At 72.3% G+C, this 25,378-nt stretch carries 27 protein-coding genes and 3 pseudogenes; 20 read left to right on the forward strand and 10 right to left on the reverse strand.

What is annotated here, in order from left to right; translation table 11 throughout:
- The first annotated feature begins 93 nt into the window (after window positions 1-93).
- Together BSB02_RS33655 and BSB02_RS33660 are read left to right on the forward strand one after the other, a co-directional pair.
- On the forward strand, window positions 94-393 hold the full coding sequence (locus BSB02_RS33655) for a hypothetical protein (RefSeq protein ID WP_084965032.1): 300 nt from the start codon (window positions 94-96) through the stop codon (window positions 391-393).
- A 10-nt stretch (window positions 394-403) separates the two neighbouring features.
- Window positions 404-1,027, forward strand: coding sequence for an MOSC domain-containing protein (locus tag BSB02_RS33660; RefSeq protein ID WP_084965033.1), 624 nt, complete (start codon window positions 404-406; stop codon window positions 1,025-1,027).
- A gap of 558 nt (window positions 1,028-1,585) precedes the next feature.
- Here BSB02_RS33660 and BSB02_RS33665 read toward each other — a convergent pair.
- Together BSB02_RS33665 and BSB02_RS33670 are read right to left on the reverse strand one after the other, a co-directional pair.
- Window positions 1,586-2,401 carry a dioxygenase family protein gene (locus BSB02_RS33665; protein WP_084965070.1) on the reverse strand — a complete coding sequence of 272 codons (816 nt, stop codon included), beginning with the start codon at window positions 2,399-2,401 and terminating at the stop codon, window positions 1,586-1,588.
- 287 nt (window positions 2,402-2,688) lie between these two features.
- Window positions 2,689-3,951 carry a glycoside hydrolase family 18 protein gene (locus BSB02_RS33670; RefSeq protein ID WP_084965034.1) on the reverse strand — a complete coding sequence of 421 codons (1,263 nt, stop codon included), beginning with the start codon at window positions 3,949-3,951 and terminating at the stop codon, window positions 2,689-2,691.
- Between the two features lie 106 nt (window positions 3,952-4,057).
- Between BSB02_RS33670 and hemW the strand changes: the two genes are divergently transcribed.
- Window positions 4,058-5,275 carry a radical SAM family heme chaperone HemW gene (gene hemW, locus BSB02_RS33675; protein WP_084965035.1) on the forward strand — a complete coding sequence of 406 codons (1,218 nt, stop codon included), beginning with the start codon at window positions 4,058-4,060 and terminating at the stop codon, window positions 5,273-5,275.
- 3 nt (window positions 5,276-5,278) lie between these two features.
- Here the strand turns inward: hemW and BSB02_RS33680 are convergent, their stop codons facing one another.
- Genes BSB02_RS33680 through BSB02_RS40170 form a run of 3 tightly spaced genes read right to left on the reverse strand, consistent with a single transcriptional unit; the run spans window position 5,279 to window position 7,683 of the window.
- Complete coding sequence (locus tag BSB02_RS33680) at window positions 5,279-5,947, reverse strand: DUF4870 domain-containing protein (protein ID WP_084965036.1); 669 nt, start codon at window positions 5,945-5,947, stop codon at window positions 5,279-5,281.
- A 9-nt stretch (window positions 5,948-5,956) separates the two neighbouring features.
- The gene (locus BSB02_RS33685; RefSeq protein ID WP_084965037.1) at window positions 5,957-6,778 is read right to left on the reverse strand and encodes a DUF3097 domain-containing protein; all 822 of its coding nucleotides are present in this window, start codon (window positions 6,776-6,778) and stop codon (window positions 5,957-5,959) included.
- Window positions 6,775-7,683, reverse strand: coding sequence for a hypothetical protein (locus BSB02_RS40170; protein WP_143591505.1), 909 nt, complete (start codon window positions 7,681-7,683; stop codon window positions 6,775-6,777). The genes BSB02_RS33685 and BSB02_RS40170 overlap by 4 nt, the downstream gene beginning before the upstream one ends.
- A gap of 148 nt (window positions 7,684-7,831) precedes the next feature.
- Between BSB02_RS40170 and hrcA the strand changes: the two genes are divergently transcribed.
- From hrcA to BSB02_RS33705, 3 genes are all read left to right on the forward strand, one after another.
- Complete coding sequence (hrcA, locus tag BSB02_RS33695) at window positions 7,832-8,851, forward strand: heat-inducible transcriptional repressor HrcA (protein ID WP_084965039.1); 1,020 nt, start codon at window positions 7,832-7,834, stop codon at window positions 8,849-8,851.
- A 24-nt stretch (window positions 8,852-8,875) separates the two neighbouring features.
- The gene (gene dnaJ / locus BSB02_RS33700; RefSeq protein WP_084965040.1) at window positions 8,876-10,009 is read left to right on the forward strand and encodes a molecular chaperone DnaJ; all 1,134 of its coding nucleotides are present in this window, start codon (window positions 8,876-8,878) and stop codon (window positions 10,007-10,009) included.
- Between the two features lie 155 nt (window positions 10,010-10,164).
- Window positions 10,165-10,896, forward strand: a complete 732-nt coding sequence (locus tag BSB02_RS33705; RefSeq protein WP_084965041.1) for a 16S rRNA (uracil(1498)-N(3))-methyltransferase — start codon at window positions 10,165-10,167, stop codon at window positions 10,894-10,896.
- A 23-nt stretch (window positions 10,897-10,919) separates the two neighbouring features.
- Here the strand turns inward: BSB02_RS33705 and BSB02_RS33710 are convergent, their stop codons facing one another.
- Complete coding sequence (locus BSB02_RS33710; protein ID WP_084965042.1) at window positions 10,920-11,543, reverse strand: hypothetical protein; 624 nt, start codon at window positions 11,541-11,543, stop codon at window positions 10,920-10,922.
- Window positions 11,540-12,019, reverse strand: a complete 480-nt coding sequence (locus BSB02_RS33715; RefSeq protein WP_143591519.1) for a SigE family RNA polymerase sigma factor — start codon at window positions 12,017-12,019, stop codon at window positions 11,540-11,542. The genes BSB02_RS33710 and BSB02_RS33715 overlap by 4 nt, the downstream gene beginning before the upstream one ends.
- A 317-nt stretch (window positions 12,020-12,336) precedes the next feature.
- On the opposite strand from BSB02_RS33715, the gene BSB02_RS33720 reads away from it, so the two are divergent.
- The 12 genes and pseudogenes from BSB02_RS33720 (at window position 12,337) to era (ending at window position 22,521) form a co-directional block, all read left to right on the forward strand.
- Window positions 12,337-14,307 (forward strand): VWA domain-containing protein, encoded by a 1,971-nt coding sequence (locus tag BSB02_RS33720; RefSeq protein WP_084965043.1) that lies wholly within the window; start codon window positions 12,337-12,339, stop codon window positions 14,305-14,307.
- Window positions 14,289-15,566 (forward strand): extracellular solute-binding protein, encoded by a 1,278-nt coding sequence (locus BSB02_RS33725; protein WP_084965044.1) that lies wholly within the window; start codon window positions 14,289-14,291, stop codon window positions 15,564-15,566. The genes BSB02_RS33720 and BSB02_RS33725 overlap by 19 nt, the downstream gene beginning before the upstream one ends.
- Before the next feature lie 25 nt (window positions 15,567-15,591).
- Window positions 15,592-15,936 carry a histidine triad nucleotide-binding protein gene (locus BSB02_RS33730; RefSeq protein WP_084965045.1) on the forward strand — a complete coding sequence of 115 codons (345 nt, stop codon included), beginning with the start codon at window positions 15,592-15,594 and terminating at the stop codon, window positions 15,934-15,936.
- An 88-nt stretch (window positions 15,937-16,024) separates the two neighbouring features.
- Window positions 16,025-16,735: pseudogene (locus tag BSB02_RS42660) on the forward strand (PhoH family protein); the annotation flags it as partial.
- Window positions 16,736-17,296: 561 nt separating this feature from the next.
- A pseudogene (locus tag BSB02_RS42665) lies at window positions 17,297-17,515 on the forward strand (LAGLIDADG family homing endonuclease); the annotation flags it as partial.
- A gap of 291 nt (window positions 17,516-17,806) precedes the next feature.
- A pseudogene (locus BSB02_RS42670) lies at window positions 17,807-18,163 on the forward strand (PhoH family protein); the annotation flags it as partial.
- Window positions 18,160-18,636 (forward strand): rRNA maturation RNase YbeY, encoded by a 477-nt coding sequence (ybeY, locus tag BSB02_RS33740; RefSeq protein ID WP_084965047.1) that lies wholly within the window; start codon window positions 18,160-18,162, stop codon window positions 18,634-18,636. The pseudogene BSB02_RS42670 and the gene ybeY, both read left to right, overlap by 4 nt.
- Window positions 18,633-19,925 carry a hemolysin family protein gene (locus BSB02_RS33745; RefSeq protein WP_084965072.1) on the forward strand — a complete coding sequence of 431 codons (1,293 nt, stop codon included), beginning with the start codon at window positions 18,633-18,635 and terminating at the stop codon, window positions 19,923-19,925. Before ybeY ends, BSB02_RS33745 begins: the two co-directional genes overlap by 4 nt.
- 253 nt (window positions 19,926-20,178) lie before the next feature.
- Entirely contained in the window at window positions 20,179-20,808 is a 630-nt protein-coding gene (locus BSB02_RS33750; protein WP_143591507.1) for a hypothetical protein, read from the forward strand.
- A gap of 2 nt (window positions 20,809-20,810) precedes the next feature.
- Window positions 20,811-21,134, forward strand: a complete 324-nt coding sequence (locus BSB02_RS33755) for a cytidine deaminase (protein ID WP_084965049.1) — start codon at window positions 20,811-20,813, stop codon at window positions 21,132-21,134.
- A gap of 8 nt (window positions 21,135-21,142) precedes the next feature.
- Window positions 21,143-21,622, forward strand: coding sequence for an NUDIX domain-containing protein (locus BSB02_RS33760; protein WP_143591509.1), 480 nt, complete (start codon window positions 21,143-21,145; stop codon window positions 21,620-21,622).
- Window positions 21,619-22,521 carry a GTPase Era gene (gene era, locus BSB02_RS33765; RefSeq protein ID WP_206185030.1) on the forward strand — a complete coding sequence of 301 codons (903 nt, stop codon included), beginning with the start codon at window positions 21,619-21,621 and terminating at the stop codon, window positions 22,519-22,521. Before BSB02_RS33760 ends, era begins: the two co-directional genes overlap by 4 nt.
- On the opposite strand, the gene BSB02_RS33770 is transcribed toward era, so the two are convergent.
- Window positions 22,457-22,936 carry a hypothetical protein gene (locus tag BSB02_RS33770; protein ID WP_084965051.1) on the reverse strand — a complete coding sequence of 160 codons (480 nt, stop codon included), beginning with the start codon at window positions 22,934-22,936 and terminating at the stop codon, window positions 22,457-22,459. The genes era and BSB02_RS33770 overlap by 65 nt on opposite strands.
- A gap of 126 nt (window positions 22,937-23,062) precedes the next feature.
- Between BSB02_RS33770 and BSB02_RS33775 the strand changes: the two genes are divergently transcribed.
- Window positions 23,063-23,683 carry a hypothetical protein gene (locus BSB02_RS33775; RefSeq protein ID WP_143591511.1) on the forward strand — a complete coding sequence of 207 codons (621 nt, stop codon included), beginning with the start codon at window positions 23,063-23,065 and terminating at the stop codon, window positions 23,681-23,683.
- A gap of 88 nt (window positions 23,684-23,771) precedes the next feature.
- On the forward strand, window positions 23,772-24,383 hold the full coding sequence (locus tag BSB02_RS33780; RefSeq protein WP_084965053.1) for a hypothetical protein: 612 nt from the start codon (window positions 23,772-23,774) through the stop codon (window positions 24,381-24,383).
- Between the two features lie 3 nt (window positions 24,384-24,386).
- Here BSB02_RS33780 and BSB02_RS33785 read toward each other — a convergent pair whose 3' ends face one another.
- Window positions 24,387-25,109: a Mut7-C RNAse domain-containing protein gene (locus tag BSB02_RS33785; RefSeq protein WP_084965054.1), complete on the reverse strand. Its 723-nt coding sequence runs from the start codon at window positions 25,107-25,109 to the stop codon at window positions 24,387-24,389.
- Entirely contained in the window at window positions 25,106-25,351 is a 246-nt protein-coding gene (locus BSB02_RS33790) for a DUF2630 family protein (protein WP_084965055.1), read from the reverse strand. Before BSB02_RS33790 ends, BSB02_RS33785 begins: the two co-directional genes overlap by 4 nt.
- Window positions 25,352-25,378: the final 27 nt, after the last annotated feature.

Here is a 25,378-nt window from a genome sequence, read left to right on the forward strand (position 1 = left end):
TCCGTGAACAGACACGGAGCCGGGGCCGGATTTTGTCGGTGGCGTCGCCTACCGTGAATCTCGAACTTGTGTGCGAGATGGGAGTGGTGTGGCATGAGCGTCGCCTCCGAGAGGTTCGAGCGCGCGGCCGTCCTCGGGATCGCCATGGCCGGGGAGGCGCGGCGGATCCTGCGCGAGCACATGACGCCGTCCGAGGTGGCCGACGACGGGACCATCCTGATCTCCGTGCCCTTCCCCGACTCCGAGCTGCTGCGTGCCGTGCTGGATGTGGCGGCGGAGTGCTTCGGCCAGGCGGGCGCGTCCCGGGAGGAGGCCAGGCGGCAGGCTCTCGACACGTTGTTACAGCTGGCGGGGCCGGATATGGAGTCGCAGCTCAACAGCCGTGTGAGCTAACGTCTCCAGCATGTTGCTCCTGTCTGTCAACGTGGGCACCTCTGTCGACGCCGAATGGGCGGGCAAGCTCAAGCGGACCGCCATCGACAAGCAGCCCACGACCGGGCGTGTCACCGTGCACCCCAACGGGCTGGCCGGGGACGAGCGTGCCGACAAGGCCAACCACGGCAGCCCCGACCACGCGGTCTACGCCTACGCCAGGGAGGACTACGACTGGTGGGAGGCTGAGCTGGGGCGCGAGCTGCGTTCCGGGCAGTTCGGGGAGAATCTCACCACCCAGGGCATCGACGTCAACGGCGCCATGCTCGGCGAGCGGTGGCGCATCGGCACGACCGTGCTGGAGGTGAGCGGGCCACGTGTGCCGTGCGTCGTGTTCCGCAACTGGATGGACGAGCCGGGCTGGGTCAAGCGCTTCACCGTGGCCGAGCGGCCGGGGGCGTACCTGAGCGTCGTCGAGCCCGGCGAGCTGGGGGCCGGGGATGAGATCGAGATCGTCTCGCGTCCGGGGGACAGCGTGACCGTCGCGGAGTCGTTCCGCGCGTATCACGGTGACGTGGAGCTCATGCGGCGCTTGCTGGCCTTCCCGGGGCATGGGCCGCGCTGGGACGAGATCGCCGCCCGCGTCCTGGGCTGACCACCTCGCCGCGCGGACCGTCGCAGGCCGTTGCGGACCGGTCGCCGGGTGGTGGTCGCCGGGCGGTGGTCGCCGGGCGGGGTCGCCGGGTGGCGGCAGGCGCCGTGGCGCCGGGCATGGCCGGCGTCCAACGGCACAGGATCGCCGAGTTCGAGGTCGCAGCGCTCCGAGCACGGCCGGGCCGATCATGGGTGAGTCACGTCCGGTGAGCGTGGGCTTCACCCGATCGTGGGCGTGGGCGCTACCCTGATCGCCAACCGGTTGTGCGGGCCGCCGAGGGAGCGCCTGGCGGCCCGGTGGCGGACGCACCGCCCAAAGCGTCAGCCACCGAAGCCAGCCACCCCCGAGTGTCGGCCACCTGAGCTCATCACCCCAATGAGCCGGTCACCGAGGTCAACCACCCTGAAGCGCCGGTCACCGAGGCCGGCCGCCATGAAGTGTCGGCCGCCGAGGACGGCCGCCCTGAGGAGTCGATCACCGGGGCCGGCCGCCTTGAAGTGCCGGTCACCGGGGCCGGCCGCCCCAAGAGCCGGCCACCGAACCAAGCCGAACCAAACGTCACATGCGCTGCCACAAGGCCGGTACGTTGGGCGGTTCCCAGCCGACCTGTGACGTGTGCGCCTGAAGGCAGCGATACGTCGCTCCGCCGTACGTCACCTGCTCCCCGGCCTGGTACGCGCGGCCGGCCTGCCACGTGGTGCCGCCGGGTGGCGGCGAGGTCGGCGGCGGCGAGGTCGGCGGGGTGCCCGGGACGTTGAGCACGAAGTCGAAGGTCGCCTCGCGGCCCGAGCCGTTCGTGCGGACCGTCATGACGAGCGCCGGGTTGAAGATCGAGTCCGTGGAGTTGCGCGGCTCGCCGGGGAAGTAGAGCTGCGTGGTCAGCACCGGGCGGTTGGGCGCCTGGAGCTTGACGTGGATGTGGCGCGTGCGCCCGGGGTAGAGGCCCGGGACGATCGTGGTGAGGTGGTAGGCGCCGTTCGCGTCGGTGAACTGGTGTCCGCGCAGGTTGTAGCCGACGTTGTCGTACTGCCCGTTCGCGTCGGCCTGCCAGAAGTCGAGCAGCACGTTGGCGAGCGGCTGGCAGGCCAGGCCGAAGACGTAGCCGCTGACCGTCAGGGGCGTGCCCTGGCCGGGCAGGGTGCTGCGGCGGGGCGAGTTCGGCTTGAAGTAGGGTCCCTCGGTCTGAGGCGGCGTCGGGTCGTCGCCGTCGTCGCAGGCGGGTGTGGGAACCAGCGATTGGGCGAGCGTGGGGGCCTGCCCGGCGAGGAAGGGGAGGGGTGCGCCGACCAGGGCGGCCTTCAGGAGGGTCTTGCGCGAGATGAGCGTCCGGCCCGGCTCGGCGTCGCTGGTGACGTGGTCTTCCCTGTCGTCCATGAGGGTCTCCGTGTCGTCCGTGAGCAGGGACTCCCGGCCATGGTGGCATCGGGGCATCCGGCCGGATAACCCGTCATCTCTCCATAACCCCGCACTATGTCCCCCGAAGGAAGGGCCGAACCATGGCCCTGGTGGAAGACCCGCACCACGTCTCCCGGTGGAAGACCGCATTATGTCCCCCCGGCAGAAGACCCCACTGTGTCCCCCGGCGTACCCCGGCGGAAGAAAGGGAAGGCGCTCCCCGGAGAACCCAGATCGTCGGGGAGCGCCTTCCGGCTCGGTGAGCCCTACCGCAGGACGCGGTAGAGCGCCGTCGTGAGGGAGGCCCGGGCGTCGTCCTGGTCGATCGACCACATCATCGAGCCGCCCAGCCCGCGTGCCCGGATGTAGAGCGCCTTCTGGGTCATGACCGCCGGGTCGTCGTAGGACCAGAACTCGCTGCCGTCGTAGAGCCACAGCGTGCCGGTGCGCAGGTCGCGGTAGCGCTTGCCGGGCTTGGCGACGAGGTCCTTGTAGTCCTCCGAGCCGGCGGCCCACTTGCCCGGCGCGGGTCCGGCGGCGGGCTGGTAGAGGCCGTCGCCGCGGGGGCCGGGGGCGACGCCGGTCCAGCCCTGGCCGTAGGCGGGGACGCCGACGACGAGCTTGCGGGCGGGCGCGCCGCGCGACAGGTAGTCGCGCACGGTCTGCTCGACGCTGTAGCGGACCTCGTTGGGGTCGCGGCGGTCGGTGAACAGGTTGCCGTTGTGACCCGTGCGGCTCTCCCAGCTGCCGCGCAGGTCGTAGCCCTGGATGGTGGCGAAGTCGAGCTGGCGGAAGACCTCGCGCACCTCGTAGCCGGCGTCGATCTTCGTGGCGGCGGCGGGCAGGAAGGCGGTCAGCTCGGCGTCGCGGGAGTAGGCCCGCAGCTGGGCGCGCAGCTCGGTGACGAAGGCCGTGAAGTTCTGCTTGTCCTCGGGCCGGATGACGTTGCCCGGCGCGCCGGAGGAGCCGGGCCACTCCCAGTCCAGGTCGATGCCGTCGAAGACGCCGGCGGCCGCGCCCTCGGGCAGCCCGGGCAGGTTGCCGCGCAGCCACAGGTCGATGCACGAGCGCGCCAGCTTGGCCCGCGACTCGGGGGTGAGCACCGCGTCGGAGAAGTGCTTGGAGCCGGTCCAGCCGCCCAGCGAGATCAGGACCTTCAGCCCGGGGTGCCTGGCCTTGAGCTTGCGCAGCTGGTTGAGGTTGCCGTTGAGCGCCTGGCCGGGGGCGTCGGCCACGCCGTCCACGCTCTGCTCGGCCGGGACGGGGCGCTGCCAGTCGGCCCACGGGTCGGCGGAGTAGCACTGGGCGTCGGCGCTCACGAAGCCGAAGGCGTAGTTGAGATGGGTGAGCTTGGCCGCGGCGCCGCTGGCGTCGACGTCCTTGACGTGGAAGTTGCGGCCGTAGATTCCCCACTGGATGAAGTACGCGACCCGCCTGAAACCGGTGTCCGCCTCCGCCGGAGCGGCGAGCGCCGAGGGGAGCACCGATAAGCCGAGCGCGACCGAGAGTGCGACGATGACCTTCTTCACAGGGCCTCTCCCGCGAAAGCCGTACTTATAGGAAACTTTCCTATAAGTTGAGCGGATCGTAGGGCCGCGGGACCGGCCAGTCAATGGCAGGCGGCAGACTGGAGAGGTGCCATCCACCCTTCCCGAAGGCGAGCCCGCTCCCGCCTCCGGCGAGCTGCCTCCCAGCGCCCTGCGCAGCCTGGGGGAGCGGCCGTTCGGCTGCTACGTCCACGTGCCGTTCTGCGTGACCCGCTGCGGCTACTGCGACTTCAACACCTACACCGCCGCCGAGCTGGGCCCGGGCGCCTCGCAGCGCGACTACGCCGACACGGCGATCCAGGAGGTACGGCTGGCGCGGCGCGTGCTGAAGGACGCCGACCTGCCGGTGACGACGGTGTTCTTCGGCGGCGGCACGCCCACGCTGCTCCCGGCGCGCGACCTGGCCAGGATCCTGCGCGCCGTCGACGCGGAGTTCGGGCTGGCCCCGGACGCGGAGGTCACGACCGAGGCCAACCCCGAGTCGGTGGACCAGGCATACCTGGAGGAGCTTCGCGAGGCGGGCTTCACCCGGGTGAGCTTCGGCATGCAGAGCGCCCGCGAGCACGTGCTGAAGGTGCTCGACCGGCGGCACACGCCCGGGCGGGCGGCGCAAGCCGTCCAGGAGGCCAGGAAGGCGGGCTTCGAGCACGTCAACCTGGACCTCATCTACGGCACGCCGGGCGAGTCGGAGGCGGATTGGCGCGTGTCGCTGGAGGCGGCGATCGCGGCGGGGCCCGACCATGTGTCGGCGTACGCGCTCATCGTCGAGGAGGGCACGAGGCTGGCGGCGCGCATCAGGCGCGGCGAGGTGCCGATGCCCGACGACGACGTCGCGGCCGACCGCTACCTGCTGGCCGACCGGCTGCTGGCCGAGGCCGGGTTCGCCTGGTACGAGGTGTCCAACTGGGCGACCTCGCCCGCCGCGCGCTGCCGCCACAACCTGCTGTACTGGACCGGCGGCGACTGGTGGGGCGTGGGCCCCGGAGCGCACAGCCACGTCGGCGGCACCCGCTGGTGGAACGTCAAGCACCCGGCGGCGTACGCGGCGCGCCTGGCCGAGGGCGTCTCGCCCGCCCACGCCCGCGAGGTGCTCGCCGAGGAGGACCGCGAGGTCGAACGGCTCATGCTGGAGCTGCGGCTGGACTCCGGCTACCCGCTCGCCGGCGTCAGGCCGCGGGCGCGCACGGCCGTCGCCCGGGCGCTGGGCGACGGGCTGCTGGAGCCGGAGGCGTTCAAGCGCGGCCGCATGGTCCTCACGCTGCGCGGCAGGCTGCTGGCCGACGCGCTGGTCCGCGACCTGGTGTAGCGGTCAGGTGACCATCCTGATGTTGATCGGGTAGCGGTAGTTCTCGCCCCGGTTGGCGGCCATCGCGGCGATGATCTGGAAGATCAGCGCGCCGATCCAGACCACGAAGATCATCACGAAACCGATCAGCACGAACATCAGCACGATGCTGACCATGTAGGCGATGAACGCGGTGATCTGGAAGTTGAGCGCCTCGGCCGACTGGTCCCTGACATAGGGCGACTCGTCCTTCTTGACGAAATACAGGATCAGCGGGCCGACGAAGCCGGTGAGGATGCCCAGCAGGTGGGCGAGCATCGCCAGCGAGGTGTCGTCGGTGCCGGGACGCGGGCCGTACCGGCCGGGGACGTGCGGCTGCGGCGCGAAGTAGCCCGGCGGCTGGTATCCGGGCGCGGGGGGCTGGTACCCGGGCGGGGCGTACGGCGGAGGCGGGGCGTAGCCGGGCGGCGGCGTGGGCGGCTGCCCGTACCCGTATCCGGGGTGCTGCGGCCCCGACCCGTAGCCGGGCTGTTGTGGCCCCGACCCGTAGCCGGGCTGCTGCCCCGACCCGTATCCGGACGGGCCCGGCCCGTACTCCGGCTGCTGGTGGGGCCCGGGAGTGCCGTACCCGGGCTGCTGCGGTCCCGAGGGCGGGATGCGCCGGGTGGCGTCGTCGTCCGGAGGCTGCGTCATAGGTCGAGGCTAGTCGGACTCGCCCGGATCCGTCACGAAGTCGATGAGCTCCTCCACCCGCCCGAGCAGCTCGGGCTCCAGGTCCGCGTACGTCGACACCGCGCCCAGGATCCGCCGCCAGGCCTCCGCCGGGTCCGCCCGCCAGCCGAGGGCCTTGATCACGCCCTCCTTCCACGGCACGCCCCTGGGCACCTCCGGCCAGGCGCGGATGCCGAGCGCCGACGGCTTGACCGCCTGCCAGACGTCCACGAAGGGATGCCCCACGACCAGCACGTACGGCGAGGCCACCTGCGCGGCGATCCTGCTCTCCTTGGACCCCTCCACCAGGTGGTCCACCAGGACGCCGAGCCTGCGCCCGGGCCCCGGCCGGAAGTCGGCCACGATGGCGGGCAGGTGGTCCACGCCCTCCAGGTACTCCACCACCACGCCTTCCACGCGCAGGTCGTGGCCCCAGACCTTCTCCACGAGGGCGGCGTCGTGGACCCCCTCGACGTAGATCCGGCTCTCCCTGGCCACCCTGGCCCGCAGGCCCTCGACCGCGATCGAGCCGGAGGCGCTGCGCAGCGGACCCCGCGGGGCCCGGGCCGGGCGCACCAGCGTGACCGGCTTGCCCTCCAGCAGGAAGGCGGCGGGCGCCAGCGGGAACACCCGCCGCCTGCCGAAGCGGTCCTCCAGCGTGACGGCCTCCTTGTCACAGGCGACCACCGCGCCGCAGAAGCCGCTGTCGGCGTCCTCGACCACCAGCTCAGGTTCGGCCGGGACCTGCGGGATCTTCCCCTTCAGCGGCCGACGCCAGTTGCCCGCGAGCACGTCTCCGTCGTAGCGACTCACACCGGGGACCGTAGCAGGCGCCTGCGGGCGGCACTCCGCCGTACCAGGACCACGATCGTCGTGGCGGCTCCGGCGAGCAGCCCCACGGCGGTGAACAGGATCAGCCCGCCCACGCCGCCCAGGATGCTCCCGGCCGAGTCCGCCGGCGCGCCTCCCACGCCGAACCGCGCCGCCACCTGCTCCTGCGTCGTGCACTGGAACCGGTACTCGCCCTCCGCGGGCACGTTGACCATGCCGATCACATACCAGCTCATGCCGCCCGAGAGCAGCTTCTGCTGTCCCGACTGCTTGACCAGCCTGGCCGGACCGAGGCTCTTGCAGGTGTAGGTCGCCTTGGGGCCGTTGTAGTACAGGGCCGAGGGCGTGCCGGGATCCAGGCGGACCGTCACCTGCTCGCCCGGGCCGAACTGCGTCCGTGGCGTGCCGCGCGTCACGCCGTCGGACACGCCGTTGAGGAACATCGCCACGCCGATGACGACGCACACCAGGGCGACTCCCCAGCCGCCCGCCAGCCACCCCAGGGACGGGCCGATCTTCGGTCCCCTCTGGGGCGGCCCGCCGTACTGCGAGGGCCCGTACTGGGGAGCGCCGTACTGCGGAGCGAGGTGGGGCGGGTACTGCGGGCCGCTCGGGGGAGGCGGCGCGTAGGGGGGAGCTGGATGCGGACCGGACCCTGGCGGGCCGTACGGCGTGGCCTGCGGCGTGTACGGCTGGCCCTGGGGAGGCGCCCCGTACGCCGGCGCCCCGTACGGCTGCTGCCACGGGGGAGGCGGCGCGGAGGCGGGCGGCGGAGGCGGGGCGTCCCATGACCCTCGCGCGGGAGAGTCCCGGGGGTCGCGGGCAGGGGACTCCCGTGAGTCGTGCGTGGGCGAACCGTCCGGCGGCGTCGGGGATTGGTCGGTCATGCCAGTCAGTGTGACCTTCGACCGGTATTGCCCGCCATAGGACAATCGCTTCATCGCACCCGGAGGGCGAGAGCCGTACACTTGGCACTCAGGAACACAGAGTGCTAGACCAGTGTTCCCGTCAATGGGCGACGCAGGAGGTGAGCACGTGCTCGACGACAGGAAGCTGGCGGTGCTCCGCGCCATTGTCGAGGACTACGTGGCCACCAACGAACCGGTGGGCTCCAAGGCACTGGCCGAGCGCCACAACCTGAACGTCTCCCCGGCCACGATCAGGAACGACATGGCCGTGCTGGAGGAGCAGGGCTACATCACCCAGCCCCACACCAGCGCGGGCCGCGTGCCGACCGACAAGGGCTACCGGCTCTTCGTCGACCGGCTGTCGCAGGTCAAGCCGCTGTCGGCGGCCGAGCGCCGGGCGATCGAGACCTTCCTCATGGGCGCCGTCGACCTCGACGACGTCATCATGCGGACCGTGCGCCTGCTGGCGCAGCTGACCAGGCAGGTGGCGGTGGTGCAGTATCCCACGCTCACCCAGTCGACGGTCCGCCACGTGGAGCTGGTGCCGCTCACCGAGCGGCGCATCATGCTCGTGCTGATCACCAACACCGGCCGCGTCGAACAGCGCGTCATCGAGCTGCCCGAGGTGGTCGAGGACACGCGCATCGCCCACCTGCGCGCCGTGCTCAACTCCTGCCTCGACGGGCGCTACCTCAGCAGCGTCCCCGACCTCGTGGCCGACGTGCCCGACCGGCTGCCGGTCGAGGACCGCCCGGCCGCGGCGACGATCCTGTCGGTGCTGCTGGAGACCCTCGTCGAGCGGTCCGACGAGAAGATCGTCTTCGCCGGTACGGCCAACCTGGCCGGGGCCGACTTCAGCAGCGGCCTGCGCGAGGTGCTCGAGGCGCTCGAGGAGCAGGTCGTGCTCATGCGGCTGCTCGGCGAGACCACGCCCGACACCCCCTCGGCGCTGACCGTGCGGATCGGCTCGGAGAACCCGGTCAGCGGGCTCCGCCGCACATCCATCGTCGCGGCGGGATACGGTTCAGGCGACAAGCAACTGGCCCGCCTGGGCGTGCTCGGCCCCACTCGGATGGACTACCCGGTGACGATGGGCGCCGTCCGCGCGGTGGCCCGCTACGTCAGCCAGATCCTGGCTGCTTCCTAAGAGGGTTCACAAGGGGACTGATAAGTGGCACACACCGACTACTACGCCACCCTCGGGGTGAGGCGTGACGCCAGCCAGGACGAGATCAAGAAAGCCTACCGGCGTCTCGCCCGCGAGCTGCACCCCGACGTCAACCCCGACCCCGCGACCCAGGAGCGGTTCAAGGAGATCACCCAGGCGTACGAGGTGCTGTCCGACCCCAGCAAGCGGCAGATGTACGACCTGGGGGCCGATCCCTTCGCCGGGGCCGCGGCGGGCGCGGGCGGCTTCGGCGCCGGGTTCCCGTTCAGCGACATCATGGACGCCTTCTTCGGCACCGGCGGCGCCTCGCGCGGGCCCCGCTCGCGCGCCCGCCGCGGCCGCAACGCGACCATCCGAGTCGAGCTGGACCTGCGCGAGGCGGCGTTCGGCACCACGCGGGAGCTGCACGTCGACACCGCGGTGCTGTGCGAGGTGTGCCAGGGCGCCGGCGTCGCGCCGGGCACCCACCCGGACACCTGCGACATGTGCCGCGGGCGGGGCGAGATCTCCCAGGTCACGCGGTCCTTCCTGGGCCAGGTCATGACCTCGCGGCCCTGCCCCCAGTGCGGCGGCTTCGGCTCGGTCATCCGGCACCCGTGCCCGGAGTGCTCCGGCGACGGCCGTGTCCGCACGCGCCGCACGCTCAAGGTGCGCATCCCGGCCGGCGTCGAGGACGGCACCCACATCCAGCTGGCCGGCGAGGGCGAGGTCGGACCCGGCGGCGGGCCGCCCGGCGACCTGTTCCTCGAGATCGTCGAGCGGCCGCACGAGATCTTCGAACGGCGGGGCGACGACCTGCACTGCACCGTGCAGATCCCCATGACGGCCGCCGCGCTGGGCACCACGCTGACCATCGAGACGCTCGACGGCGCCGAGGAGGTCGACGTCCGGCCCGGCACCCAGTCCGGCCAGGTGATCACCATGTACGGGCGCGGCGTGCAGCGGCTCAACGATCCCGGACGCGGCGACCTGCTCATCCACGTCAACGTGGAGACGCCCACCCGGCTCGACGCGGCCCAGGAGGAACTGCTGCGGGAGCTGGCCAAGCTCAGGGGCGAGGAGCGGCCGCCCGGCAAGTTCGCGCCGGGGCAGCAGGGCTTCTTCTCGCGCCTGCGCGACGCCTTCAACGGACGCTGACCTCGCCTCCTCCCTGGCCCTCAGCCCGTGCCTCATCTCCTCCCCTTGGTCCTCAGCCACGTACGGCGGGGCAGGGGCGCACGGCGGACCAGGGAGTACGGCGAGCCGCCCGCCGAGGACACAACGCCCCCCACCTCCGTGGGAGCCTAGAGGGCATGAGCGTTCCGGTGTTCCTGGCCGACCGGGCCCAGTTCGACGCGGATGACGTGCTGCTCGACGGGCCCGAGGGACGGCACGCGGCCACGGTGCGGCGGTTGCGCCCCGGCGAGAGGGCCGACCTGACCGACGGAGCCGGCGCGGTGGCCGAGTGCGTCGTGCGCGAGGCGCTCAAGGACGCCCTCCGCCTGGAGGTCCTGCGAACCTACGACACGCCCCCGCCCGCCCCGCGGATCGTCGTCGTCCAGGGCCTGCCCAAGGGCGAGCGGGGCGAGCTGGCCGTGGAGATGATGACCGAGGTCGGGGTCGACGTGATCATCCCCTGGCCGGCGGCCAGGAGCATCACCCAGTGGAAGGCCGAGCGCGCGGCCAAGGCGCTGGCCCGCTGGCGCTCGACCGCCCGGGAGGCGGGCAAGCAGGCCAGGCGGTTCCACCTGCCCGAGGTGGCGGAACCGGCGTCCACGGCGCAGGTGGCGCGGCTGCTGGAGAAGGCGGCGCTGGGCCTGGTGCTGCACGAGGAGGCCGAGACCGGGCTGGCCGCCATGGACCTGCCCGGCGAGGGGGACGTCGTGCTCGTGGTCGGCCCCGAGGGCGGGGTCGCGCCGCAGGAGCTGGAGGCGTTCGCGGCGGCGGGAGCCGTACCGGCCCTGCTGGGACCGACGGTGCTGCGCACGTCGACGGCGGGGGTCGCGGCGGCGGCGGTGGTGATGGCCAGGACCGGGCGGTGGTGACGCTCCGGTGACGCGCTGGCGTGTCAGCCGGTGGGCTGGCTGAGCGGCGTGTAGGCCTCGGTGGCCGAGGGCATGGCCGGCGGCGAGGCCGGGGGCTCCTCCGGCGGGCACTGCTCCGGCGGGCACGTGGCGTTCGGGTCCGACGTCTCGGTGGGCGTCGGGGTGTCCGTCGGCTCCTCGGGCGGGCACTCCTCGTCCGCGGGGCGCGTGCTCGGGCAGACCGTGGGGGACGGGGAGGGCGAGGGCTGGGAGGTCGAGTCGGCGGTCCGCTGCCGCTTCTCGGGCTCCTTGCGGGTCGGGCCCGGCACGATCGCGGGCCGCGACGAGTTCGGCTTCGGGGTGGGCGCCGGCTTGGGCCGGGAGGTGGACGACGAGCTGGGGGTCGGGGTGACCTCGGTGGTGTTATCGACCCAGTTGGTGATGACCGTGTCGCGCCACTCGGGGACGATCATCACGATGGTTCCGGCCACGAGCACCGCGCTCACGGCCGCCGCGCCGGCGCGCCACCAGAACAGGTTGCGCACGCCGCGCCGCGCGATCTTCGCGCGAATGATCTCCAGTCCATCGGGAGATGGCACGACCTGGTCCGCCTCCGCGCGCAACACCCTGCGCAGGAGGTCGCCGTACTCGTCGTTGGACTGGGTCATGAGAGCTTCTCCAGGACAGAACGGAGGGCGGCCATGCCACGTGCCGTGTGGCTCTTGACCGCCCCCTTGCTGATGCCCATGGCGTGGGCTATCTCCGCCTCCGACAGGTCACCGTAGTAGCGAAGGACCAGGGCCTCCCTCTGTCTGGCCGGCAGGGCACGCAGAGCCTCGATGACGGCGGAGCGCTCCAGCTCGCCGATCGCGCCGTTCTCGGCGCTCGGGGCGTCGGGCATGCCCTTGGGGGCGTACTTCTCGACGACGGCACGGTGCCGCAGCACGGACCGGGACCGGTTGACGACGGATTGACGCAGGTAGGCGAGTGCTTTGTCGGGGTCGCGAAGACGGCGCCACGCCCCATGGAGGGCTACGTAGGCGTCTTGCACGACTTCCTCCGCGGTTGCAATGTCGCGCACCAGCAGCACAGCGAGACGCACCAATGACCGAAAGTGCGCGCTGTAGAGCGCGGTCACGGCCATGTCCGCGTCCCACCCGACCGGCACCGCCCCCAGCGACCTGTCGGCCAGCAGGGTTTCGGTGGTCACATCAGTGGGACGCGCGGCCTTCCCCGTGGGTTTACGCTCTTCCGGTTGTTTAGAGGGCATGACCCACTCGTGTCCTCGCCAGGTGGCCTCGCCCGACCCTGAACGTCGTTTTGTTCGTGAAGTGTCGCACATACACCCTAGCTGTGGGGATCTTCCCGCGCACGACACGGCGAATTACCAATTGACAACGGCGCCCTGCTCGCGTGACCGGGAGTTTACGATCTCCTCAAGCGACTGAGACGGACCGGGTGATGACCGACCGAGATCGCGACAGCGTCAAGCAGCTCAGGCATCGGCTCGCGGAAGCCGCCACCGCGCTGTCCCCGTACTTGGTCATCATCACCGCGTCGGGCCCCTATCTGCCCTCCCCGGCGATGTTCTGGGTGCTGGCCGCCCTGTACGTGTCCGCGAGCCTGCTGCTGGCCCGGATCTCGGTCGTGCGGCCCGACGGCCGGGTGGCCCGGCTGGTGAGGAGCACGGCCGGGGCCTTCCGCGGGGCGGCCGTCCACGGCTGGCGGCTGCTCGCCGTCCGGCGCGAGCCGCCCGGGCCGGTCCCCGACCGGCCTCCGGCACGGCGAGCGTCCGCTGTGGCCGGCCGTACCGCCATCGCGCTGGCCGGGACGGCGGTCGGCGCGGGCGCCATGCTGGGCGTGTCGGGCCTGGCCACGCTCGTCCGGTCGGCGGTGGGCCCGTGCCCGCCGCCGGTGCAGCTGAGGGTGGCCACCGCGGCCGAGAACCTGGCGGCGGCAGAGGCGCTGACCGGCCAGTTCGTCCACGAACACCTGGCCGCCGGCGGCTGCGCGCCCGTCCGGTTCACCGTGGAGGAGCAGCCGCCGCTCGCGGCCATGGTCAAGGGCGCCCAGACCGGCTGGCACGATCGGGCCCGCGCCGACGGCCCCCACGTCTCGCTCATCGGCCTGCACCCCGACGTCTGGCTGGCCGCCGGCACCGCGACCGCGGACCACGTCCTGGCCGCCTACGCCAACCACACCAGCGTGGCCGAACTCCGGCGGCTCGGCCCGGTCGCCGCCTCGCCCCTGGTCGTCGCGGTCACCCCGGAGCTGGCCCAGCGGCTGGAGGCCACCGGCGCGGCCACGGACACCGTGGCCGACTTCGAGCCGCACGGCCTGATCCGGCCGCGCGCCGACCTGTCGGAGGTGGCGCTCATCGCCACGGCCGGGCTCTACGCCGACCCGAGCGGCGACGTGGCCAGGGAACTGGCCCTCACCCCGCCCGGCCTGCCGCTGACGGACGCCGCCGCGCTGCTGTGCCACGTCCGCGAGCGCCTGGCCGCCGGCGCCGACGACGGCCAGGCCATGGTCGTGCCGGAGCACCTCGTGCTCGCCTTCAACGACGACCAGGCCCTCGGGCCGTGCGGGCCCGGCCGGGCGGGCCCCGACCTGACCATGTACCGTCCGGGCGACCTGCCCAACCTGACCTACGAGCTCGTCGAGGCCAAGTGGCCCGGGCAGGACCTTCCAGAACGGCGGCGCTGGATCCGCGCCCTCCACGCCTGGCTCGCCGAGCGCGGCATGCAGGAGTACGGCTACCGCACGCCCACGGGGGAGTTCCGGGGACGCAACAGCCCGCTCGGCGACCGCGTCGACGTGCGGGACGAGCGGATCGGCGACGTCGGCGCCCTCATGGACCGGGTCTCCCGCGCCCATCCGCCCATGACGACTCTGCTCGCCCTGGATGTGTCGGGATCCATGGACGACGTGCCGGCCGAGGGCGGCCCCGCCCTGGAGACGGCCCGCTCGGCGGCGCGCGAGCTGCTGCGCCGGCTACGCGACGGCCACGACACGGCGGGACTGGTCACCTTCTCGGAGCCGGACGGCGGCGCGCCGGTGCGCGAGCAGCCCGGCGCCACGCTGGACGACCTCGCGACGGCCCTGCAGCGCGTCACCGCCGAGGGCCGGGACGCGCTGCTCGGCCAGGTGCTCGACGAAGCCGCCAGGCGCCTGGACGGAGAGCCGAACCCCGTCGTCGTCATGCTGACCGACGGCGGGAGCCGTACGGGACCGGCCGGCCGGCTGGCCGAGGTCACGGGCCTGGAGGTGGTGCTGCTGCTCACCGGCGGCCAGGAGTGCGCCGCGCCGCACCTCCAGCCGCTGCTGGAGGAGGCCGGCGAGGCCGTCCACTGCCGCCGGATCCGGCCCGGGCAGGACCCGTCGGACGTCGTCCACGAGGAGCTGGTACGGCTGTGGCAGCGCGAACGCTGAAGATCTTCTCCATGGGCCTCGTCGTGGGCGCGGTGGCGATGGCCGCCGTGGCCGACGCCGCCGGACCCCATCGGGTCCGGCACTGCCCGCAGACGGGCAAGCTCAGGGTCGCGATGGCCCCCGACGTGAGCGCCAGCGGCGTGTGGCGCAGGATCATCGCCCGCTATCCGGACCCCGTCGAGGTCGTCGAGGTCTCCCCGGTCGCCGACCTGCAGGACGCCGAGACGCGGGCCGCCGCCCAGGCCGTCACCTGCCCGGAGTTCGACGTCTACGCCCTGGACGTGGTGTCGGTGGCCGAGTACGCCGCGGCGGGCCTGCTGCGCGAGCTGCCGCCGCGGCCCGGGCTGGTGGAGCGGGCGGCGGCCACGGGCCGATGGCGCGGCCGGCAGTACGCGCTGCCGTTCACCACCGACGTCGGCCTCCTGTACCGGCGCGCCGAGCTGCCGGAACCCCGGACGTGGGTGGAACTGTGGGCCGCCGCCCGCGCGGTCAGGACGACCGGGCGGGCCGGGCTGGCCGCCCAGCTCGCCGACTACGAGGGCGGCACGGTGAACCTGCTGGAGATGATCAGGACCAGGGTCGTGGACCGCGACGGCGACGTCGTGCTGGACGAAGGCGACAACGCCGCCGACGCCGCCCGGGCGCTCTCGCAGCTCGCCGAGGCCGGCCGCAACGGCGACCTGGGCGCCTCCTGGTCGGCCAAGGAAGCCGACTCGCTGGCCGACTTCGCCGCCGGAAAGGCGGGCTACCTGCGGCACTGGCCCTACGCCTACCATCGGCTGGTCACCGACGGGCGCGTGGACTTCGAGGTCTCCCCGCTGCCGGGCACGCCCGCGCTGGGCGGCACGAACCTCGCCGTCGACGCCCGGTCGGGCAGGCACGAGCAGGCGCTGGAGTTCGTCGAGTTCCTGCTGCGCCCGGACAACCAGCGCGACCTGTTCGCCTGCGGCGGCTACGCGCCCGTGGTCGAGGCGGCCTACCGGGACGTCCAGCCGTGCTCCATCGCCGGCTCGGCGGACTCCCGCCCCACCCCCTCGGTCCGCCAGCTCACCGCGTTCGCCAAGGTCCTCCAGGAGGCGCTCGCCCGGGCGGACCGGCCGTCGCTGGCCCACTACGCCCGCTTCAGCCAGGTGTTCCGGCAGTGCGTGACGCATGCCGTACAGGAGGAGAACACGAGCGAGCAGCGGGTGCGCGACATGGCCGACGCCCTGCGGCACGCCGTCGACGGCAGGCTGACCGGCGACGACCTGTGCGGGTGAGCCCGTGTCGGTAAGGTGGTGCGACGTGACCGACTGCCTCTTCTGCAAGATCGTCGCCAAGGAGATCGACGCCGACGTCGTGCACGAGACCGACACGACGCTGGCCTTCCGCGACATCAACCCGCAGGCGCCCACCCACGTCCTCGTCGTCCCCAAGGAGCACCACGCCGACGCCGCCGCGCTCGCGGAGGCGGACCGGGGACTGGCCGACGACGTGCTCAAGGCCGCGCACGCGGTGGCCGTCCAGGAGGGTGTCGCCGAGACCGGCTACCGCATCGTGTTCAACACCGGCCCCGGCGCCGGCCAGACCGTCTTCCACGTCCACGCCCACGTCCTGGGCGGCCGCGGCCTCACCTGGCCGCCGGGCTGATATTCGCAGGAGACGGCGACCGCTCGGGGCTACGATGGAGGAGAAGACCCCACCGAGACCGGGAGGCATCAGGCCAGACGGCCTGCCCATGACCGAGCTACACGATTCCCGCAGAGCAGCACCACCCACTCGCACACAGGCCAAGGTGCTGATTCCGGACGAATACCCGATGGTCAGCCTCCTGGGTTCCCGGGATGAGCTGCTGCGCGTCATCGAAGGCGCCTTCCGCGCCGACATCCACGTCCGGGGCAACGAGATCACCATCACCGGCACGCCGGAGGAGAGCGGCTCCGTCGTGCGCCTCTTCGAGGAGCTGGTGGAGGTGCTGCGCACCGGCGGCGAGCTCACGCCCGACGCCGTCGAGCGCAGCATCGCCATGCTCAAGCTGAGCTCCGAGCGTCCGGCCGAGGTGCTCTCGCTCAACATCCTGTCCGCCAGGGGCCGCACCATCCGGCCCAAGACCGCCAACCAGAAGCGCTACGTCGACGCGATCGACAAGCACACGATCGTGTTCGGCATCGGCCCGGCGGGCACCGGCAAGACCTACCTGGCCATGGCCAAGGCGGTCAGCGCCCTGCAGGACAAGAAGGTCAACCGCATCATCCTGACCCGTCCCGCGGTCGAGGCCGGCGAGCGGCTGGGCTTCCTGCCCGGCACGCTCTACGAGAAGATCGACCCCTACCTGCGCCCGCTCTACGATGCGCTCCACGACATGCTCGACCCCGACAGCATCCCGAAGCTGATGGCGGCCGGCACGATCGAGGTGGCGCCGCTCGCTTATATGAGGGGTCGCGCGATGCCGCTGGGCACGGGAGTGCTCACGCCCGACGGCTGGCGCTCGATCGGCGAGCTGAAGGTCGGTGACCTCGTCATCGGCTCGAACGGCGAGCCCACGCCGGTGCTCGGCGTCTACCCGCAGGGCGAGAAGAAGATCTACCGCGTCTTCGCGCAGGACGGGGCCTCGGTCCTGGCCTGCGAAAACCACCTCTGGGCGGTGCGCACTCGAGACGACGCCGATCGCGGCAAGCCGTGGCGGGTGCTGGAGACCAAGGAGATGATCGGCGACCTGCGGACCGCCCACTACCGCAAGTGGGAGCTGCCGCTGCTGAGCGCGCCCGTTCGCTTCCCCGAGCAGCCCGTTCCGATGGACCCCTACGCGCTGGGCCTGCTCCTGGGCGACGGATGCGTCACGGGGACGACCACGCCGAGCTTCTCCACCGACGACCGGGAGCTGGCCGAGGCGCTGGGCCGCCTCCTTCCCGACGTCGAGGTGCGGTGGAAGAGCGGTCCCGACTACGTCCTCAACCGCGTCAGGCAGCCCGGCGAGCGGGTGACGCTGGCCAACCCGGTCACCGCCGCCATGCGCGAGCTCGGGCTGTCCGGCTGCGCCTCTCACACGAAGTTCGTGCCGGAGCGCTACCTGTACAACACGCCCGAGGTACGGCTCGCCGTTCTCCAAGGGCTGCTCGACGCCGACGGTGGCCCGGTGACGCAGCACGGACGCTCGTGCCGCGTCCAGTTCAGCACCACCTCGCCGAGGCTCCGCGACGACGTGGTCTTCCTGGTGCGGTCGCTGGGCGGGGTGGCCTCTTGGGGCGAGCGCCCCGCAGCCGGGCGTCCCCCCGGGCTGGCCAAGGGACGGCCGGTGCGTCACCGTCACGGCGCCTACGTCCTCGACATCCGGTTGCCGAAGGGCGTCGAGCCGTTCCGGCTGGCGCGCAAGGCGGCGGTCTACCGCGAGCACGGCGGTGGGCGGCCCATGCGTTACGTCGACCGGATCGAGCCGCGTGGCACGGCGGAGTGCGTGTGCATCCAGGTGGCGGCGGAGGACTCCCTGTATGTCACCGAGGATTTCCTCCTGACCCACAACACCCTCAACGACGCCTTCATCATCCTCGACGAGGCGCAGAACACCTCGCCCGAGCAGATGAAGATGTTCCTCACCCGGCTCGGCTTCGGGTCGAAGATCGTCGTGACGGGTGACATCACGCAGGTCGACCTGCCCACGGGCACCGAGAGCGGCCTGCGGGTGGTGCAGGGCATCCTGGCCGACATCCGCGACATCCACTTCGCCCGGCTCTCGAGCGAAGACGTGGTGCGCCATCGCCTGGTCAGCGACATCGTCGACGCCTACGGCCGCTACGACGCCGCCCGGCAGCAGGAGCTGCAGGCGGTCAAGCAGCAGGGCCGCGCCCGGTACGGCACGCGCCCGGGGGACCGGCCATGACCGTCGAGATCAACAACGAGTCCGGCGTGGAGATCGACGAGGAGCGCATCGTCGAGCTGGCCACCCACGTCCTGGGCGAGATGGAGATCAACCCGCTGGCCGAGCTGTCGATCATCGTGGTCGACGAGGAGACCATGGCGGCGCTTCACGAGAAGTGGATGGGCGAGCCCGGGCCGACCGACGTGCTCGCCTTCCCGATGGACGAGCTGCGTCCCGGCGGCGGCGCCCGCGGTGACGGCGAGGGGCCCGCCGATCCGGCGCTGCTGGGTGACGTGGTGCTGTGCCCGCAGGTCGCGGCCAGGCAGGCGGCCGAGGCGGGCCACAGTACCCGCGACGAGCTCGAGCTGCTGTGCACGCACGGCATCCTTCACCTGCTCGGCTACGATCATGCCGAGCCGGAGGAGCACAAGGAGATGTTCGGTCTGCAGGCCCGGCTCCTGGAGTCGTGGCGGGAGGTGTCCAGCCCCCGGTGAACGGCTGGTTGCTGTTGGCCATCGCGCTCGTGGTGTGCGGTGGCCTCATCGCCAGCGCCGAGACGGCGCTGTCCCGGATCTCGCGCGTGCGGGCGGAGGAGTTCGTGCGCGAGGGCCGGCGGGGTGCCGGGCGGCTGCAGGCCATCGTCACCGACCCGCCGCGTTACCTGAACCTGCTGCTGTTGCTGCGGCTGAGCTGCGAGCTGGTGGCGACCGTGATCGCGGCGGCGCTGTTCATCGACCTCATGGGCGATCAGGGCTGGGCCTACGTGACGGCCGCTGCCGTCATGGTGGTGGTCAGCTACGTGATCGTGGGCGTGTCGCCGCGGACGCTCGGCCGCCAGCACGCCGAGCCGGTGGCGCTGGCCGGGGCGCCCATCGTCTACGCCCTCACCCGGATCTTCGGGCCGCTGCCGACGCTGCTGATCCTGCTGGGCAACGCGCTGACGCCCGGCAAGGGCTTCAAGGAGGGGCCCTTCACCTCCGAGGCCGAGCTGCGCGACCTGGTGGATCTGGCCGAGGAGCGGCGGGTCATCGAGCCGGACGAGCGCGAGATGATCCACTCGGTGTTCGAGCTGGGTGACACGCTGGTCCGCGAGGTGATGGTGCCGCGTACCGACATGGTGTTCATCGAGCGCGGCAAGACCCTCAACCAGTCCCTGTCGCTGGCGTTGCGCAGCGGCTTCTCCCGCATCCCGGTGGTGGGGGAGAACGAGGACGACGTCATCGGCATCGCCTACCTCAAGGACATCATCCGCCGGGTCCACGAGTCGGGCGACGGTACCGAGAAGGTCGAGTCGATCATGCGTCCGGCCACCTACGTGCCGGAGAGCAAGCCGATCGACGAGCTGCTGCGCGAGATGCAGGCCGCGCAGATCCACCTGGCCATCGTCATCGACGAGTACGGCGGGACCGCCGGGCTGGTCACGATCGAGGACATCCTGGAGGAGATCGTCGGGGAGATCACCGACGAGTACGACCAGGAGGCGCCGCGCGTGGAGGAGCAGCCGGACGGCTCGGTCCGGGTGACCGCGCGCATGCCCGTCGACGAGCTGGCCGAGCTGTTCGACATCGAGATCGACGTGGACGACGTGGAGACCGTGGGCGGCCTGCTGGCGCACGCGCTCGGCCGCGTGCCGATCGCGGGGTCGCAGGCCGAGGTGGCCGGGCTGCGGCTGATCGCCGAGAGCCTGGCCGGGCGGCGCAACCGCATCAGCACCGTGCTGGTCAAGCGGGTCAGGACCGAGGAGGGCCAGGAGGCCCTGTCGGCTCCGGCGGAACACGACTGATGTCCTGCAAGTCCGCTTCAAGCGGATTGCAAGCCGTGTCCGGCACTGTGGTCATCGACACCCGGTGCGGTGGGTGTTCACGGGGGGTCGTCCGGACGCCGGGAGGGGTTCACGGTCGCGAGGACGATCCTGGGGGTGAGCAACGCTGGTTGCTCGACGCTTGAGGGCGCTCTCGCCTGGCGGGGGCGCCCTTAAGCGGTTGTTTGCCGGTTCCCGGCAATGGCCTCATTCGCCGGCGGGCACATGATTGATCGTGATTCGGGGACTTTGCGGCGTGATGGCCTGTGCCGCGGCGGTGGCCGGATGCGCGAGCGCCGGACCGGGCGCGGGCGGCCAGACGCGCGAGAACCGCGAGGATAAGGTACGGCTGCGCACGACCCTGCAGCGCCAGGCCCCCTCGCTGCCGGACGGCTTCTCCGACAAGCCGCTGCCCGCCTGGCGGCCGCCCTTCACCCCCGACAGCCGCGCCTGCCGGATCGTGCTGCAGACGGCCGCCGGGCACGCCCCGCCGCGCGCCCTCAAGGCCCAGGCCGCCGCGACCTACCAGGGCGACCTGCTCGGCGAGCTGGTGGCGGTGAACATCGTCGCCTATGAGCCCGGCCAGGCCGGCTGGCGCCTGCGCGAGCTGGGCAAGAGCCTGCGGGAGTGCACGAGGCTCGCCGCGGGCCCCGGCACGCGGCTGAGGATGCGGCCCCTGCACATGGAACGGCTGGGCGACGACAGCGTGGCCGCGAGCGCCCGGGGTCGGCTCAACGGTTACCCCTACGCCTTCAACCTGGTGCTGGCCCGCTCCGGCGACACCGTCGTGTCGGTCGTCCACACCGGTCTGGCCGGCGTGGAGGCCCGGCGCACCCGGGACCTGGCGCTGGCCTTCCTCCAGTAGCCTTGGCTTTCGTGGACCCGGAAGACAGCAAGATCATCACCTTGGCCCGGTCGGCGAGGGCGCGCAACGAGGCCCGGGAGGGCGCGGCGGTCCGCGACGAGACCGGCCGCACCTACGCCGCCACCAACGTCGAGCTCGCCGCGCTGCGGCTGTCGGCGGTGCAGGCCGCCGTGGCGATGGCGGTCTCCGGCGGCGCCCGCTCGCTGGAGGCGGCGGCGCTGGTGACCTCCGGCGAGGGGCCGAGCGCGGAGGACCGCGCGGTCGTCGAGGAGCTGGGCGCCAAGGCGTTCTTCGTCGCCGACCCGGCCGGCACCCTGCGGGACTGACCGTGCCGATGTCCCCCTATCTGGCCGGGCTGCGGGCCGTGGTGGGCTCGCGGCTGCTGCTGATGCCCGCGGTCACCGGCCTGGTGTTCGACGAGCGCGGCAGGCTGCTGGTCGCCCTGCACGCCGACACCGGCCTGTGGGCGCCGCCCGGCGGCGCCGTCGACCCCGACGAGCGCCCGGTCGACGCCCTGGTCAGGGAGCTGCGCGAGGAGGTGGGCGCCGAAGTCGAGGTGCTGGGCATCGTCGGCGTGTACGGCGGGCCGGAGTTCCGCACGGTCTACCCCAACGGGCACGAGATGGCCTACGTCAACGCCGCCTACGGCTGCCGCGTCCTCAGCGAGGTCACGCCCGACCGTGTCGAGATCGACCAGGTGCGGTGGGTCACCGAGGAGGAGGCCGCCGGGCTGGACATGCCCGCCTGGTCGCCTCACGTGCTGCCCGAGGCGTTCGCCTGGTGGGCCGCCCGGAATGGGAGAATCAGCAGGTGACCACAGAGCATCGCGCCGGGTTCGCCTGCTTCGTCGGGCGGCCCAACGTCGGCAAGTCCACGCTGATGAACGCCCTGGTCGGGCAGAAGGTGGCGATCACCTCCACCAAGCCGCAGACCACCCGGCGGGCCATCCGCGGCATCGTGCACAGGCCTGACGCGCAGCTGGTCATCGTCGACACGCCCGGCCTGCACCGGCCGCGCACGCTGCTGGGAGAGCGCCTCGACAGCCTGGTGCTGTCCACCCTCACCGAGGTCGACGTCATCGGCTTCTGCGTCCCGGCCAACGAGAAGATCGGCAAGGGCGACCGGTTCATCGCCGACAAGCTCGCCCAGGTCGGCAAGACACCGGTGGTGGCCGTGGTCACCAAGTGCGACCTGGCCACCCGCAAGGAGATCGCCGAGCAGCTGCTGGCCGTCTCCGAGCTGGGGGAGTTCGCCGACGTCGTCCCGGTCTCCGCCGCCGTGGGCGACCAGCTGGACGTGCTGTCCGACGTGCTGGTCAAGCACCTGCCGCAGTCGCCGCCCCTCTACCCCGACGGCCAGCTCACCGACGAGCCGGAGCAGGTGCTGGTCGCCGAGCTGATCCGGGAGGCGGCGCTGGAGGGCGTCCGCGACGAGCTGCCGCACTCCATCGCGGTCGTGGTGGACGAGATGATGCCGAGGGAGGGCAGGGACGACCTGCTCGACATCTACGCGCACATGTTCGTCGAACGCCCCTCGCAGAAGGCCATCGTCATCGGCCACCGCGGCGAGCGGCTGCGCGAGGTCGGCACCAAGGCGCGCAAGCAGATCGAGGCGCTGCTCGGCACCCGCGTCTACCTCGACCTGCGGATCAGCGTGGCCAAGGACTGGCAGCGCGATCCGAAGCAACTGCGCCGCCTGGGCTTCTACGACTGATCGCGACGATCGCGGACACCACCACCGCCACGGCCGAGGCCAGCGTCGCGAACCAGCCGTAGCGCAGGCCCGGCTCGACCGACAGCAGCCCGCCCAGCTCCACCGAGACGGCGCCGCGGGTGCCGGTGAGGAAGAGCACCGGCAGCACCACCGCGAGCCCGCCGGGCAGCAGCGCGAGCGCGGCCGGCAGGCGGCGGCCCGTCAGCAGGCCCGCCAGGCCCAGCCCGGCCGCCACGAGGCCCGCCGCCAGCGCGGACAGGCCCATGGCGTCGTCGACGCCGCGCACGTCATGGCTCACGCCCGCGCCGATGAGGTCGCTGCGCGCCTCGATGCCCGCCCACGGCAGCGTCGCGCTCACCACCAGCAGCGCGCCGGCGACCGTCACGGCGAACGCCGGCCCACGAGAGTTGCCCATACGGCCATCATGACCGAACGGGCGCGGCCGCCAAGGCGCTCGGGGAATCGACGCACCGTGCTACGTCAGGGGGGTGTGCAAGGCGCGGGCAATCGCGGTGCAAGGCGCCGGCCGTACGGTCGGGCCATGTCGAAGACCGGGATGCTCGCCGCGGTGGCCGGGGTGGCCGCCGTCGTGTTCTGTTCGCCCGCGGCCATGGCCGCCGCTCCTCCCAAGCCCGCCGCCGTCGCGGACAAGCTGTTCCACGCCTGGCTCAGCCGCGACAAGGCGGCGGCGTCGAAGGTGGCCACGCCCGCCGCCGTCGAGGCCATGTTCTCCTACGTCTTCCGCGCGCCCGACAAGTTCGCCGGGTGCGCGGGCCAGGTGTGCCGGTACGTGCACACCAGCGTGAGCGTGCCGGGCGGGCTCGACGGGATCCTGATGGTCGTCTCGGGGTCGAAGGTCGCCAAGGTCTACACCTCGCGCCACCTCACCACGCCCTCGGCCGCCGCCAAGCACCTGTACGCCGCCTACCGGAAGGGCGACCGCCACCGCGGCCTGGAGGTCGCGACCGGCAAGGCCGTCAAGACGCTGTTCAAGGTCAAGTACGACCCGAAGGGCGTCCCCCAGACCTTCATGGGCTGCGTCAAGGAGCCCAAGGGCCACGCCTGCCAGTGGTACTACGAGGGCGGCGCCATGACGATGCACGTCACCGGCTCCAAGGCGCGCGGCTACACCGTGCAGCGCATCAGCTATATCGCCGACTGAACCGTCCTTGACCCCTTCGGGCTCGACGTCACCCACTCGCCCTCCTAGCGTGAGGTGAAGGGGAGACGTCTTTGAGAAGGGGGGCGCCATGTTCATCCAGGTCATCCAGGGTCGGGTGGCGGCCACTAAGGAGGAGCTGCGGGCGTCGCTGGACCGCTGGCACCAGGAGCTCGCGCCGGGGGCGCAGGGCTGGCTCGGAACCACCGCGGGGGTCACCGACGACGACAGGTTCATCTGCCTGGCCCGCTTCGAGTCCAGGGACGCGGCCAGGCGCAACAGCGGCCGGCCCGAGCAGCACCAGTGGTGGATGGAGACCGCCAAGCTCTTCAGCGGCGACGTGGCCTTCCACGACTGCGAGCAGGTCATCCAGTACGGCCCGGGCGGCTCGGACGACGCCGGGTTCGTCCAGGTCATGCAGGGCAGGCTCACCGACGTCCAGCGGGCGGTCCAGCTGCTGTCCCAGCAGGACGACACGCTGGCGAGGGTCCGGCCCGACCTCATCGGCAGCATCTCGGCCATCGACAACGACGGCGTCTGCACCGATGCGGCCTACTTCACCTCCGAGCAGGAGGCCAGGGAGGGCGAGCGCAAGGAGCTGCCGCCGGAGGCGCGCGAGCAGTTCCAGCAGTGGCAGAACCTGTTCGAGGGCGGGCTCGCCTACTTCGACCTGCGCGAGCCCTGGCTGTACTCGCCCCGGTGACGCTCAGGCCGTCGCCGAGCCGTCCGTGACGCGCTCGCAGGCGGCGCGCACGATCTCCTCCAGCCGCCCGCTGTGGGCGCCGCGCCAGTACACCTGGCCGCAGTCCGCGCACTGCCCGTAGACGTCGTAGGAGCGCTTCGTCCCGTCGGGCAGGCGGCCGGCGACCTGGTCCTTGCCGACCGCCCGCAGCTCGCCGTTGCAGGCCGTGCACCTGGTCCACGGCCGCAACGGCGGGGCGAAGCGGTCCAGCACGTCGCGCAGCTGCTCGTCGGGGTCGGAGCCGCGCACGTACGCGCCCAGCCACAGCGCCGCGCGGTGCAGCAGCCCCCGATCCTGGGTCAGCAGCACGCGCCGCTCCTCGTTGGCCTGCGCCACCAGCTCGGGGTCGTCCCTGTCGTTGTGGTAGGCGGCGTCCAGCCCCAGCAGCCGCAGCCGCCGCGCCAGCGTGCCCAGGTGGACGTCCAGCAGGAAGCGCGGCTCGCCCTCGACCCGCTGGGGCCGCGGCATGGGCCGCACGTCGACGACCTCGCCGCCGGCCGGGACGCGGGCGGCGTCCAGCGGGGCGACCTCGGTCAGCGGGATGCCGATCGACCTGATCAGGTGGCCGACCGTGGACGTGCCGTCGAGGGGGACCTCCTGCCATTCGCGCCGGCGCGCGACGGGCAGGAAGATCCGCAGCTCGGGGGCGACGCGCAGGTGGGCGACAGGTCCGTCGGCGGTGTTCACTGCCGGTAGTTCTCCACCTCGCCGGCCGGGCGGACCGTCGCGGCGTCGGGGTCCTCGCCCGCGTCCCGCCGGGCACGGCGCTGGCGCAGCAGGTCCCAGCACTGGTCGAGCTGGACCTCGAGCTCCCTGACGCGGGCGTTCTCCTCCTCGGAGCTGAGCCGGCCCTCCTGGAGGCGGGAGCGCAGCCGGCGCTCCTCCTCGACCAGGTCCTTGATGCGGCCCAGAATCTCGTTGTCCTGCATGGTCTGACTCTAGCCAGGACGTGGTAG

The organism is Thermoactinospora rubra (genome assembly GCF_002093975.1).
Taxonomy (GTDB): Bacteria; Actinomycetota; Actinomycetes; order Streptosporangiales; family Streptosporangiaceae; genus Nonomuraea; species Nonomuraea rubra_A.